11 protein-coding genes are annotated in these 13,385 nt (G+C 69.1%); 4 read left to right on the top strand and 7 right to left on the bottom strand.

Annotated elements, in window-relative coordinates:
* Positions 1–4 precede the first annotated feature (4 nt).
* Complete coding sequence (zapE, locus tag ASD42_RS05785; RefSeq protein WP_056811156.1) at positions 5–1,024, top strand: cell division protein ZapE; 1,020 nt, start codon at positions 5–7, stop codon at positions 1,022–1,024.
* 60 nt (positions 1,025–1,084) lie between these two features.
* On the opposite strand, the gene ASD42_RS05780 is transcribed toward zapE, so the two are convergent.
* Positions 1,085–1,624, bottom strand: a complete 540-nt coding sequence (locus ASD42_RS05780; protein WP_056811153.1) for a GNAT family N-acetyltransferase — start codon at positions 1,622–1,624, stop codon at positions 1,085–1,087.
* Positions 1,625–1,721: 97 nt separating this feature from the next.
* Between ASD42_RS05780 and ASD42_RS05775 the strand changes: the two genes are divergently transcribed.
* Both ASD42_RS05775 and ASD42_RS05770 read left to right on the top strand, forming a co-directional pair.
* Positions 1,722–3,230: a flavin-containing monooxygenase gene (locus ASD42_RS05775; protein WP_063893568.1), complete on the top strand. Its 1,509-nt coding sequence runs from the start codon at positions 1,722–1,724 to the stop codon at positions 3,228–3,230.
* Between the two features lie 63 nt (positions 3,231–3,293).
* Entirely contained in the window at positions 3,294–4,238 is a 945-nt protein-coding gene (locus ASD42_RS05770) for a LysR family transcriptional regulator (RefSeq protein ID WP_056811150.1), read from the top strand.
* Positions 4,239–4,325: 87 nt separating this feature from the next.
* On the opposite strand, the gene ASD42_RS05765 is transcribed toward ASD42_RS05770, so the two are convergent.
* The gene (locus ASD42_RS05765; RefSeq protein WP_056811146.1) at positions 4,326–6,287 is read right to left on the bottom strand and encodes a hypothetical protein; all 1,962 of its coding nucleotides are present in this window, start codon (positions 6,285–6,287) and stop codon (positions 4,326–4,328) included.
* Positions 6,288–6,660: 373 nt separating this feature from the next.
* Between ASD42_RS05765 and ASD42_RS05760 the strand changes: the two genes are divergently transcribed.
* Positions 6,661–7,614, top strand: coding sequence for a hypothetical protein (locus ASD42_RS05760; RefSeq protein WP_235569316.1), 954 nt, complete (start codon positions 6,661–6,663; stop codon positions 7,612–7,614).
* On the opposite strand, the gene ASD42_RS05755 is transcribed toward ASD42_RS05760, so the two are convergent.
* From ASD42_RS05755 to phnC, 5 genes are all read right to left on the bottom strand, one after another.
* Complete coding sequence (locus ASD42_RS05755) at positions 7,580–8,773, bottom strand: hypothetical protein (RefSeq protein ID WP_235569315.1); 1,194 nt, start codon at positions 8,771–8,773, stop codon at positions 7,580–7,582. The two genes, ASD42_RS05760 and ASD42_RS05755, sit on opposite strands and share 35 nt — an antisense overlap.
* Before the next feature lie 52 nt (positions 8,774–8,825).
* Positions 8,826–9,899, bottom strand: a complete 1,074-nt coding sequence (gene mraY, locus ASD42_RS05750; RefSeq protein WP_056811143.1) for a phospho-N-acetylmuramoyl-pentapeptide-transferase — start codon at positions 9,897–9,899, stop codon at positions 8,826–8,828.
* Positions 9,900–10,004: 105 nt separating this feature from the next.
* Positions 10,005–11,027 carry a zinc-binding dehydrogenase gene (locus tag ASD42_RS05745; RefSeq protein WP_056811140.1) on the bottom strand — a complete coding sequence of 341 codons (1,023 nt, stop codon included), beginning with the start codon at positions 11,025–11,027 and terminating at the stop codon, positions 10,005–10,007.
* Positions 11,003–12,571, bottom strand: a complete 1,569-nt coding sequence (gene phnE / locus ASD42_RS05740; protein ID WP_056811137.1) for a phosphonate ABC transporter, permease protein PhnE — start codon at positions 12,569–12,571, stop codon at positions 11,003–11,005. The genes ASD42_RS05745 and phnE overlap by 25 nt, the downstream gene beginning before the upstream one ends.
* Entirely contained in the window at positions 12,568–13,380 is an 813-nt protein-coding gene (gene phnC, locus ASD42_RS05735; RefSeq protein ID WP_056811134.1) for a phosphonate ABC transporter ATP-binding protein, read from the bottom strand. Before phnC ends, phnE begins: the two co-directional genes overlap by 4 nt.
* Positions 13,381–13,385 lie beyond the last annotated feature (5 nt).

The raw sequence follows: 13,385 nt of genomic DNA, 5'->3' as shown, positions 1-13,385 counted from the left end.
GTCCATGCAAGAACGCCTTGTCGATCGCCATCCGGAGGTCCCGGCCGACCAACTCGTCGCGCAGATGGTGCCCCCGCCCATGTTCGACGAGGTCAGCTTCGCCTCCTACATCCCCGACCCCCAGGAACCGAGCCAGGCGGCCGCGGTAGCCAAGGCGGAGGAATTCGCAGGTCAGGTGGAGAAAATCCACAAGGCCGCCTCGAAGAAGAGTCTCTTCGGCAAGAAGAAGGCCGTGTCGGGCGCGGGCCTGTATCTCGACGGCGGCTTCGGTGTGGGCAAGACCCACCTGCTCGCCTCGATCTTCCACAGCTCCCCGGCACCGAAGTCGTTCGGCACCTTCGGTGAGGTCACCAACCTGGTCGGCGCGCTGGGCTTCAACAACGCCGTCGAACGGCTCTCCGCCAACAGCGTGCTGTGCATCGACGAGTTCGAGCTCGACGATCCGGGCGACACGATGCTTGTCTCGCGGCTGCTCACCGAGTTGTCGGCCCGTGGCGTCTCCATCGTGGCGACATCCAACACGCTGCCCGGCCAGCTGGGCGAGGGTCGTTTCGCGGCCTCGGACTTCCTGCGCGAGATCAAGAAGCTCGGCTCGATCTTCGATCCGGTCCGCGTCGACGGGCCCGACTACCGCCACCGCGACCTGCCGCCCGCCCCGGAACCCACCTCGAACGAGTCGCTCGTCGAGCGTGCCGCGACCACCCCGGGGTCCACGCTCGACGAATTCGACGTGCTGCTCAAGCATCTGAGCACCCTGCACCCGTCCAAGTTCGGTGCGCTGATCCAGGGCGTGGCCTCGGTGTTCATCTCCGATGTGCACACCGTGACCGATCAGGCCGTCGCACTGCGCGTGGTCGTGCTGGCCGACCGTCTCTACGACGCGAGCATCCCGGTGACGGTCTCGGGCGTCAAACTCGACGAGATCTTCTCGACGGAGATGCTCGACGGCGGCTACCGCAAGAAGTACCTGCGCGCGATCTCGCGTCTGCTCGCGCTCTCGCGTTTCGAGGCCGCTACCGCGTAAGCGCGTCCGCGACGGGTCGAACTGTTCGGCTCGTCGCGGACCACGCCGCTCAGGCGCCTGTCACAGCGTCCGCTCGAAGACGAAGTCGGCGTGCACCTGGTTGCCGACCGTGTTGGTTTTCGTGCCCACCTGCCGAAAGCCGTGCTTGGCGTAGAACTTCTGCGCGCGTTCGTTGGCCTGGTTGACTCCGAGCCACACCGCGTCCGCGCCAGCCAGCCGCGCGGTATCGACCGCGGCCTCCATCATCGCCCCGGCGACGCCGCTGCCGTGGTGTCCGGGCAGCACGTACATCTTGCTCAGCTCGACCACCGACCCGGCGCTCACCCGCGCGGCGACCTCGGGGTCACTCGGCCTGCCCGCGACGAGCATGGCGTAGCCGACGATCTCGTCACCCTCCACGGCCTTGAGCACTGTCCGGTCCGGGTCGGACAGGTATTCGCCGAAGCGTTCGCCGGAGAGCATCTGCTCGAGGAAGATCTCGATGTCAGCCGCGGTGGCCTCGGGCGGGCAGGCCAGCGGAAAGGTCGCGGCGGCGACATCGCTGAGCGCCTCGGCGTCCCAGAGCCCGGCCCGGTCGACGACGACGGAACTGTTGGTCATCCTTCCAGTACAGCATGGCTCGCCTCAGCTGCGACGGGACTGTGGGCCGATACAGTGCGGTGGCACCGGGCCTACTTTGCCGAGTACTGTCCTGCGCATGACGAGCGGTAGCCGCATCGGGATCGTCGGTGCGGGAGTGGCGGGTTTGGCCTGCGCGAAGGTATTGAGTCAGGCGGGTTTCCCGGTCGAAGTCTTCGACCGGGCCCCCGACGTCGGCGGTGTGTGGAGTGCCACCCGCCGGTATCCAGGACTTCGCGCGCAGAACAGCAAGGCCACGTACGCGTTCAGCGATCACCCGATGCCCGAAGATTTCCCCCGCTGGCCCGACGGTCAGCAGATGCAGGCCTACCTGGCCGGATACGTGCAGGAGTTCGGCCTCGGCCCGCACCTGCGACTCGGCACCGAGGTGGTGGCGGCCGACCCGGTCGACAGCGGCTGGTTGCTCGAGATCCGCGACGAGATGGGCGGGCACCGCACCACCTGCGATCACCTGATCGTCGCCAACGGCGTCTACAGCGACCCGGTGCTGCCCGACCTGCCGGGCGCCGCGGCTTTCCGTGCCGCGGGCGGGCGACTGTGCCACGTCTCGGAGTTCCACGATGTCGAGCAGGCGCGCGACCGCTCGGTGGTCGTGCTCGGCTACGGCAAGTCCGCCTGTGACGTGGCCGAGGCCGTCAGCCATATCGCCGACGAAACCACCGTGGTGGCGCGCAGACTCACCTGGAAGATGCCGCGCAAACTCGGCTTCGGCGCCGACTACGAGCGCCTGCTGCTGACCCGCGCGGGTGAGGCGCACTTCCCCTCCCGCTTCCCGCACCGCGCCGAACGACTACTCGACCGGCTCGCACTGCGCCAGGCGAACATGGACCTGCTGCAAGAGCGGGTGACGCGCAAGCTGCGGCTGCGTGAGCTCGATCTGGTGCCGACGGGCCCGATCTCCGAGATCGGCACCAGCAGCGCGAGCTTGGCCACCGAAGGCTTCACCGAGCAGGTCGAGGCGGGCCGGATCGGCGTGCACCGCGACACCGAGATCACCGAACTGATCGGTGGGCGGCACGGTCCCGCGGTGCGCCTGGCCGACGGCAGCCTGAAATTGGCCGAGATCGTCGTCTGCGCCACCGGATACCGGCAGGAGGTGCCGTTCCTCACCCCGTTCGTGCGGCGCGCCCTCACCGACGAGACGAGCGATTTCCGGCTCTACCGCCACATTCTGCCGGTGGAGATCCCCAACCTGAGTTTCGCCGGCTACAACAGTTCCCACGTGAGCGCGCTCAGCGCCGAGGTGGGCGCGCACTGGATCGCCGGCCTGCTCACGGGCAGGTTCGTGCCGCCGATGGCCGAGCTGATGAACAACGACATCGACGCGCGCCTGGAGTGGTCGCGCGAGCGCAGCGACGGAAACCACGCGCACGGTGCCTCGGTGGTCCCGTTCTCGCTGGCCAATATCGACGAGATGCTCGACGATCTCGGCACGCCGCTGCCGTTGATGTCGAGGCTGGCGCAGTGGGTGCGACCCGTGCGGCCGTCGTCCTACCGCGGGGTGCTGCGCACTCGCGCGGTGGCCGCTCCCGCGGCGCCGACGCCGGCGCCCGTAGCCGAGCGGTAGCCGACACGCCGGATCGCCGTCGGCAACGCCGACGGCGATCGGTGCGTTGGTGATAATCCTCGCGTGGACGCGCTGGATCTGAACCTACTGCTCGCTCTCGACGCGCTGCTCGACACCAACAGCGTGACCGAGGCGGCCCGGCGACTGCACACCTCGACCTCGGCGATGAGTCGCACCCTCACCCGACTGCGCGAGGTGCTCGGCGATCCGCTGCTCGTTCGCTCCGGCAGACAGATGGTGCCGACCCCGCGAGCGCTGGAACTGCGCCACGATGTGGCGAGCCTGGTCGATCAGGGACGGATGTTGCTCACCGCCCGCGACGGACACGGACCAGACAGGCACCGCGACTTCGTTGTCCGCGTCGGTGATTCGGTGGGCGCCCACCTGTCCGGTCCATTGCTGGCAGCGGTCCACGCCCAGCTGCCAGGGGTGACGGTGCGGCTGCTCGCGGCCGACGCCGCCGACGGCGCGGTGGCGCTGCGCGACGGTCGGGTCGACGTCGAAGTCGGCATGATCGGGCAGACCGATCCGGAAACGGTGGTCAAGCGTCTGTTCACCGATCGATGGATCGGCGTCGCCGCTCCCGACCACCCGTTCGCCACCGACCGCCCCACCGTCGCCGCCTACGCCTCGGCGCGCCATCTGGAGGTTTCCCCCACCGGTCGCACGCACGGCCCGATCGACGACCGCCTCGCCCTGCACGGGCGCACCCGCCGAGTGGTCGCCACCGTCGCCGACCTGCCCACCGCGCTGCTCACCCTCGCCTCGACCGAATTGGTCTGCCCCGCACCGGAACTACTGTCCCGCGCCGCACGCACCGCGCTCGGCCTGGCGATGTTCGAGATCCCGCTGCCGCTACCGGCACCCGTCGTCGCCATGGCCTGGCATCCGCGCAATACCGCCGACGCGGGCCATCGCGCCCTGCGCGACCTCATCGGCGCCGTCGCGCACGAAGCCCCGAAGCCGGACGTGGACCCGGGCCTCGTCCCGCTGGCGAAGCCCGCCTGACGCACGCGGCGCGCTCGTCAGCCGTTCGTGCGGGGCTGAGCTGGAAGTTCCCGCTGTCGCGGAGCTCTCGTGTGGCCGGAGGTCGGCTCAGCCGAGGTCCGGGGTCGGCGGTCCGAAGACGTCGCGGCGGCCCGGCGGGAGACCGGCCGAGCGTTTCAGCTCGTCGAGCATGGCCTGCAGCTTGTCGACGTGGGCGCGTTCGATGTCGAAGGCGCGGTAGGTGCCGGTGACGGTGATCCCGGCCGAGTCGGTGGCGGTCGGCGGAATCGGGTCGGCCACAGGGCGTTCGAGGGGATCGGACGGGCTCGTCGACAGGCCGCGGCCGGTCGGCAGGCCGAGGGTCGGTGGATCGGCGACGGCCGGGTCGTCGGCGGGGTGATCGTGATTCGTGGGCGCCGCGTGACTCGTGAGCGGTGCGTGGTCCGGCCGACCGTTGTGGCCGGGCAGCCCGCCGGTGTTCGCCGGTCGACTCGGGGAGGCCGGGCTGTCGCTGATATCCGGTGTGCCGCTGCCGTGTGAGGAGCTACCGACGCGCGGCGGATCCACCGAGACGTGGTTCGGCTGGGTGGTGAGTTCAGTCGGTGGAGTGAGACGTGGGGGCGGGCCCGACACGATCTGCGGCTCGGGGGTCTCGCCGGTGGTCAGGCGGTCGTGCGGGGTGAAATCGTCGAACAGGGATTCGGCCCGGCGTGTGGAGCCGGTGGTGAAGCCGTTGCGGGCGTGGTCGTTTCGGTCCGGGATCGTCGGCGTGGGTTCCTCGGTGAAGGACCAGTGGATGCCATTGGCGGTGTTGCCCCCGGACCCGGCCTGCGCTGAGGTGACACCATTCCCGTTGCTGGACAGTCTGTCCGGCGACGGGACGCCTAGTCGGTCGCCTCGGGCGGCTTCATCCTCGGTCGGCTTCTTAGCCGGGCGGGCCCGCTCGATACCGGCATCGGAGCTGATTTCCCCCGTCAGCGGGTCTCCAGACTCGGTCCGCGCCGACTGTGCTTCGACCGGTGAGCCCGAAACGTCCTTCATCGCGCCGGAACCGAGGCCGAACCCGTTGGCGCCGCCGATCGTCACGTCACCCTCGCGTACGACGGTGCTCACATCCGCGCTTCCCGGCAGGGTCGCGATCGCCGCGGTGTCACTTCCCGACGCTGTGTCGTGGTTCGCGTCATCGGGGCCTGATGTGGGCGTGCGATCCTCGACGAGCGCCGCTGTGGTGGCCCTCGTCGAGGCCGGTGCGCTCGGTCCGGGTGTGCGCTCGACAGCCGGTGCCGTCAAGACCGTTCCGATCACCGCGGGCACCGGGGTGCCGTTGCGTGGCGACGCGATGTCACCGGCCACGCCGTAGGCGGCGCCGTTGGTCCCGTTGGTCGACGTCCTGTTGCCGACCGAGGCGGCCCCTACCCTCTCGCCGGACGCGCTGCCGGTCGACGCTGCCCCGCTGAGCCGCGTGGGCGCAGGCCGTCGACTCGGCGGTTCGCCACCCCCGCCGTTGCCGCCGGCCGCGACGACCGGATCACTGTCGAACGAGGCCGGTTGGCCGAAGGATGCCGCCGTCTCGGTGCGCGGGACCGGCGTCGCGGCCAAGGCGGTGGGATCGCCGAGGTGGTCGGTGGTCGGCCGGGCGGGGGAGTTGCGGCGCTCGAGCGGGGGCCGCGAGCCGTCGTCATCGCGGTTCCGGTGCGGCGATAAGGGATCGGAAGGCCGCTGCTGGTCATCCAGTCCATCGGTGGCGCGTTCGGCGGCCTCCGCGGCTTCGCGGACCTCGCGGCGGCTGCGCGTGACCCGGGCCGGACGGCCCGCATCGGGCTCGCCGTCGTTGTCCAGGGCATCGAGGCGAGAACTCAGGCGTGAAATGTCCTGTGACGCACGGAATGCCCAGGACTCCAGGCGCCTGATCCGGATGTGGTCGGGCAGATCCTCGTCGACCGGGAAGGTGGGTACATCGAGCTGGACCCGCGCGGCGACGATATCGAGCTTGTCGCTGACCTCGCGCAGCGCCGTGGCGATGCTCGCCAGCATCGACCCGATGGATTCGTCGTGCTCAGCGTGGTTCATGCACACCCTACTTCCCGTGGTCGCCCGAGCGTGCCCGCCTCGGCCGCAGCGATCATATCCATCGGGGCGACAGCACGCGTTGTCGTCACTGCCTACGCGACGCGCCGAACTGATTCGCAATCAGGATGAAACGGACAGGCAACAGGCAGGTCTTTGTATCGAAATGATCAAGATCTAGGCGTCTTTGTGCGACGTTGGCACAATGAAATGGCTTGATATACAAGCAGAGTCGCGTTTGTGATATCTATCACCGGGCGGTGACGCACCCGAACGCGGGTCAAGGGGGCTGGCGCCTTTTCGGTGGCTGCGGGAACCTGATGTCCAGGACGTGCGCGTGAGCCTACGACGGGTCCCTTGGTGAGGGAGTGATGGTGTGAGGACGAAGCGGCTGAGCGAGACCCAGGTGGCGTGTGGACGACAGGCGCTGCTCGACGAACTGGGGATTTCCGAGGGCAGCCGCCGCGCCGTCACCGAGCGGACCGGGTATGGCTGTGGTTGCCCCGAATGTGCCGCGATGCAATGGAATACGCAGCGTCTCGAACACTGGATCTGTGGCAGGCTCACCGCGGCGGGCGCCGACGAGGCCGAGGTCGACGCGCGGATCGACGACATCCCGGTCGACATCTACTGGCGCCGAGGTGACCGGCGCTGCGTGGTCGAGGTGCGCAGCGGTCCACTCGACATCACCGCGGCCCGCGCCCACCGGAAACGCTTGCAGGCGGCCGGAATCGACGATGTGCTGTGGGTATGCCCGCAGGGTTTCTGGGTGCCGCTGGTCCCCGCGGTCGGCATCGCCGACTTCGCGCCCGCGGCCGCCGACTACCGCGTCGACCAGGGCATGCTCGCCGCGGGTCAGACCGGTTTCGCCGCGCCGACTCGTGGCAGCACGGAGTTGCGTGATGTTCTCGAAGGCTGGGTGTCGGGCGAAATCCACTGGGGGCACGCAGATCTCAAGACAGGAGGGTGGGCCGACGTGGGCACCTGGGAACGGCACACCGCGGCACAGGCCGCGATGATCGAGCACCAGCGCACGGAGTTGCGTGACCAGCGGGTGGAGCTGGCGGTCTCGCGCCAGGCCGTGCGAGACAAGCAGCGGCTGGTCGGCCGTCTGCACAACCGGATCGATCGGGCCGGGGTGAACGCCGACGCCGAAGCCATCACGATGGCCGGACTGCGCAGTGAACTCGTCGCCCAGCAGCGCGCCGCGGCGAGCCTGCGCGCGAGCATCGGCCGGATGGATCGCATGCTGAATCAGTGGCAGTGGCTCACCTGCTGCGCGATGCTGTTGGTCCTCACCGTGATGGTCGGCGCGATGGTGACGCGCTGAGCCGCATCGGCAACCGGTCCCACTGCCAGTCGTTGCGTAGCACGAGACCGGCCAAATCGAGGAGATCGAGACCGGTTTCCGCGCTGGCCGTAGCCAGCGCCTGGCGATCGTAGGGGCCCTGTTCCAGGTCGGCGGCCAGGCGTTGCTCGACCGAGGAGTCGATCGTGCGGGCCTGGAGCTGGCGTGTGCCGAGCGCGCTGCCGGTCCAGGCGAGCCAGCCCCAGCCGTGCTCGTGCGCGTAGGCGCGGCCGAGTTCGCTCTGGATCCGATTGCGGTGGAAGGCTATACGGCCCAACGGGACCACGTCGACCAGGACGGTGCGGCCGTCGGTGAGCTGTGCGGCGACCGCCGGATAGTGGACCTGGTCCTCGCCGCCGAAGTGGTAGGTCAGCGCGGTCGGTTCTTCCTGGAACGCCGCCACCGACGGGTCGGCGTCGAGGGTTCGGAGCAGTCGGGCCGCCATCGCGGAGTCGTAGGCGACGTCGCGGCCTGCCTTCGCCAAGTAGAACCGTCCCCGGTCGGCGTCGTCACCGTCGGCCACCCGCGCCGACTCGGTCGGCAGCGGCGCGGCGGGCCCGGTCGACCACTCGACGTCGGCCAGCAGTGCCCGCAGATCGTCGGCGCCTTCCTCTGGCACCTGTAGCTTGGCCAGGATGCTGGCAGTCTTCTTCTGCCAGCCCAGGATTCGCTGCATCACGTATCCGGCGACCCGCTTGGCGTCGCCCTGTTCGTGTCCGGCGAGCCGGAGCTTGAGATAGGACCATTCCATGGCCACCAGGTCGGTATCGGTCGCGTAGGTCTCGGCCAGCAGCATGCGCACCAAGCGCAGATCACCCGCCTCGACCGGATAGCGGTGTGCGAACACCTTCGCCGACCGGTGTCCCGAGCGGGCGGCTTCGCGCACGATCCGCCCGATGGCTTTGGCGTAGAGCTGACGGACCCGGTCGCGGGCCAGGTCGTAGCGTGCGCCGATCCGGGTGAGGGTTTCCGGGCGCTGTCCACCGATCCCGAGGCGCAACGCGACGATGCGCGCGTCGCGGGCCGCGCGTTCGGCGTGCTCGGCGAGGAGTTCGCCGACCAGCTCATCGAGCTCCTCCAGCTCGAACGAGACGTCGGCGGCGATATCGTGACCCGGTGGCACGACGATCTCGGCACTCACAGCGGCGACCTCCCTCGCTCGGTCGAGTCAGCGTAGCCGCAGGCCCCGACAACTAGAGCGAGGTCAGGTACTCGCTGTAGAACAGGCACAGTCCGGTCGCCGACGCGATCCCGGCCAGCACCCAGAACCGGATGATCACCGCGGTCTCGGGCCAATTGTTGAGTTCGAAGTGGTGATGGAACGGCGCCATCCGGAACAGTCGGGTGTGGGTCGTGCGGAACACCACGATCTGCAGCACCACCGACATGACCTCGGCGACGAACAGCGCCCCGATCACCACGGCGAGCAGCTCGGTGCGGCTGGTGATCGACAGCCCCGCGAGCAGGCCGCCCAGGCCGAGTGAACCGGTGTCGCCCATGAAGATCTTGGCCGGCGCCGCGTTCCACCAGAGGAATCCGATGCACGCGGCAGCGCCCGCGGCACTGACCATCGCCAGGTCGAGCGGATCGCGCACGTTGTAGCAGCCGCGTCCGGGGCTGATCTCGCACGAGTTGTCGTACTGCCACAGCGTGATCACCACGTACGCGCCGAGCGTGAGGCTCATCGAACCCGCCGCCAGCCCGTCGAGCCCGTCGGTGATGTTCACCGCGTTCGACCACGCGACCACCAGCAACACGATGAACGCGACGAAGAACAGCGACGCGAAGGTGATGGTGCTGATATCGCGGACATAGGACAGGTTGCGACCGGCGGGCGTCAGTCCCGTGGCGCCGGGAAAGCGCAGCACCAGCACGGCGAACACCACCGCGGCCCCGATCTGCCCGACGTACTTGCCTGCCGCGGTCAGCCCGAGATTGCGGTGCTTTCGCAGCTTGATCGAGTCATCGAGGAAACCGACCACGCCCAGCGCCGACGCCAGCAGCAGCACCAGCACCCCCGACGCACTCGGTCCCGGCGCATCCCACAGCAACCCGATCAGGTGCGATCCCAGATACCCGGCCCAGACCCCGGCCCCGATCGCCAACCCGCCCATCGTGGGCGTTCCGCGTTTGGCCTGATGACTGGCAGGCCCGTCGACGCGGATCTCCTGTCCGAACCCCCGTCGCGCGAAGACCCGGATCAACCCGGGCGTGAGCGTGATGGTGACGACCAGAGCGATCCCCGCCGACAACAGGATCTGCCTCACTCGATTGCCCCTTCGTGCCGCCGGTCCCGCACCGGACCCGCCCGGCGATTCCGTGTGCCGATACTAGGGGAGCTCACTCTGAAACCGTGCCGAGAGTGATCTGGGTTACATCTGAGGGGCCACGGCGGTACGCAGGATGCCGGTCGGCGGCCGTTCCAGCGCGGCGGCGACCCGGGAGAGGGGGACAGGCTCGGCAACGAGCTCGTGCCACGGGAACCGGTGCACGGTGCGGTGCAGGAAGTCGACGGCTCGATGGAGGTGTCGCGGCTCGTAGTTGTGCACGCCGGTGATGGTGAGCCAGCGTCGGACCAGGATTTCCGGGTCCACCGCCAGTGGCGGCCCCGGCGCGACCGAGCCCGCCAGCACGAGTACGCCGCCGACGTCGAGGCGAGCCAGTGCCGCGTCGATGGCCTTCGGTGACCCGGTGTAGTCGATGGCGATATGCACGGGGTCGGTGTCTGCCGCCATGGCGCCGAACCGAGAGGTCATGGCCAGCCGTTGCGGATCGATGTCGACCGCCTGGACCTCGGCACCGGCCTCCGCGCACGCGGCCACGGCGGTGAGCCCGAGCATGCCCGCCCCGGCGACGAGGACGCGGCGTCCTCGCAGCTCGCCTGCGGCCTCGAGGGTGGCCATGACGGTCGCGGTGGCGCACGCGGCGGGCGCGGCTACCGCATCCGGAAGGTCCCGCGGAACAACGGCTGTCGTCGTGCCGCGCGGCAGCACGATGTGCTCGGCGTACGCGCCCGACAGCGGCCAGTCGCCGTGGAAGGGCTCATGGCCGACCTTGCGGACCGAGCTGCACTTGGCGGTGCGCCCCGACCGGCACCGTGCGCAGTCCCCGCACGCGACGGTGACCGACCAGATCACACGCTGCCCGACGGCCGCGGGCGCGCCCGCGCCGACCGCGACCACCTCACCCACGGCTTCATGGCCGAGGATCGACGGGCACGCGCCCGCCCGACGACCGGTGACGGTGTGCAGGTCACTGCCGCACACCGTCGCCAGCTGCACTCGCACGAGCGTCTCACCGTCGGCGAGATCGGGGATCTCGACCGGGCACAGGTCGATGTCCGCGCCGCCGACCCAGATCGCGGCGGTGGTCAGACGAGACGAGACCGGATCCATCCGGACAACCTTTCGATGGCGTAGACGATCACGAAGATGACGATCACAATGGCGCCCGCGACGTCGAAGTTCAGCGTGCGGATGGATTCGAACAGCAGGAATCCGATGCCGCCTGCCCCGACGATGCCGAGGATCGTCGAGGTGCGCACGTTGACATCGAGCAGGTACAGGCCGGACCCGATGATCGCGGGCATCGACTGCGGAAGCACGGCGGCGAACAGAACCTTCCACCAGCCACCCCCGATCGAACGCACCGCGTCCATGGGCCCCGGCTCGATTTCCTCGATCGCGTCGGCGACCAGCTTGGCGAGGAATCCGATCGAGCCGATGGCCAGCGCACAGGTACCAGCCACCGGCCCCAACCCGAGCGCGGCGACGAACACCACGGCCAGGATGAGCTCGGGCACCGCACGAACCAGCAGGATCCAGGCGCGCGCGACCCAGTACACCGCGGCATTCGGGGTCACAGTGCGCGCGGCGAGAACACCGAAGGGCAGCGAGAACACCACGCCGATCGCGGTGGCGACGACGCCGATCGCCACCGTCTGGGCGGCGGCGTCGAACAGGTCGGCCCCCAGCGCACCGAAATCGGGCGGAATCATCCGTCCGAAGATCTCTATCGAGGGGCCGATCCAGGTGAACAGCGACACCGGGTTCAGATCGAGGACCACGAACGCGGCCACGGTGGTGCCGATCAGCAGCCCGCTGAAGCCGAAGCGGACTACCCGCTCGCGGCGCGGACCGGTGTGCGCCGGGTCGAGCAGCATGCGCCGGATCGCGATCGACAGCAGTTCCATCGCGGTGATGACGACCAGAATGACTCCGACGATGCCGAGCGCGCGCGGATAGATCAGCCCACGCAGCGCATCCTGCAGGGCGAATCCGATGCCACCGGCACCGACGAACCCCAGCACCACCGACATCCGCAGATTGATGTCGATCCGATAGACGAAGGTGCCGATCCACGACGGAACCACCTGCGGAACAACGGCATTGAGCATCTCCCGGAAATACCCGACACCGGTGCTCCGCACGGCTTCGCGTGGCCCGAGATCGGACCCCTCGATCGCGTCGGCGAACAGCTTGCCCAGCATGCCGATCGAGTGCAGCGCGAGCGCGAGAATGCCGGGCAGCACGCCGATGCCGAGGGCGCGCACGAACAACACGGCGAACAGCAGGTCGGGCATGGCCCGGCAGAACGTGATGACCGCGCGGGCCACCGCGTAGACGGCAGGGTGCGGGCTGGTGTTGCGCGCGGCCAGAAAGGCCAGCGGCACTGACGCGATCGCGGCGAGCACCGTGCCGAGGACGGCCATCAGCAGGGTCTGCACCGCCAGGTCGGCGATCCGCCCGGGATTGTCCAGCCGTGGCGGGAGCATCCTTTCCAGCAGCGCCACCACGTCGTCGGCGCCGTCGAGCAGGGCGGCGGGCGCGAAGTCGATGAACCAGGCGCAGACGAGTGTCGCGGCGAGAAAGGCAAGGGCGACCAGGTGCAGTAGTCCGAGCCGTGGCCGCGTCGGCGGCTTGTCGAGCGTGGTGGTCATGACGGTTCCGGTCGGGACATGACCGCCGGGTCCACGCGCTGATAGATGCTCATCGCGTCGTCACGGGTCATCCCGACCGCGGGCCGGTCGAGCACCTTCTGTCCGTTGCGCAGGCCGACGATGCGGTGTGCCCAGCCGAGCGCGAGGTCGACCTGGTGCAGCGTGCACACCACCGTCAGCTTCTCCTCGATGCACACCCGGAACAGCAGATCCATCACGACGGCAGCGTTTTCAGGGTCAAGCGACGCGACCGGTTCGTCGGCGAGCACCAGTGCGGGTTGCTGCATCAGCGTGCGAGCGATGGCGACGCGCTGTTGCTGCCCGCCCGAGAGCGTGTCGGCACGCCGCTCGGCGAGGTCGGCCAGCCCGACTCGGTCCAGATGGGTGCGTGCGCGAGCCCGCATCTTCGCCGGATACGTCAGCGCGCCGTAGCGCGGCAGCCGCAATTGAGCCAGGCCGCCGATGAGTACGTTTTCCAAGCAGCTCAGTCGGCCGACGAGATTGAAGTCCTGGAACACGAAGCCGACATTGCGGCGCAACGCTCGGAGTTCCGACCCGGAGGCCTGGTCCACGCGCGTGCCCCCGACCTCCAGGGTGCCCGAACTCACCGGCTGCAGGCCGTTGAGGCAGCGCAGCAGGGTGGATTTGCCGGACCCGGACAGGCCGAGCAGGACGAGCAATTCGCTGCGGTGCACGTCGAGCGAGACATCGTCGAGAGCCAGGGTGCTCCCGAATCGTTTGGTCACATGGCCCGCGCTGATGACGAGATCGTCGCCTGCGACGACCCGCCCGGGTTCGGCAGTGGTCACGAGGC

Source organism: Nocardia sp. Root136, assembly GCF_001427185.1.
GTDB classification, from domain to species: domain Bacteria; phylum Actinomycetota; class Actinomycetes; order Mycobacteriales; family Mycobacteriaceae; genus Nocardia; species Nocardia salmonicida.
The sequence above is the reverse complement of the archived record's forward strand: the minus strand, read 5'-3'. Positions and strand labels throughout refer to the sequence as shown.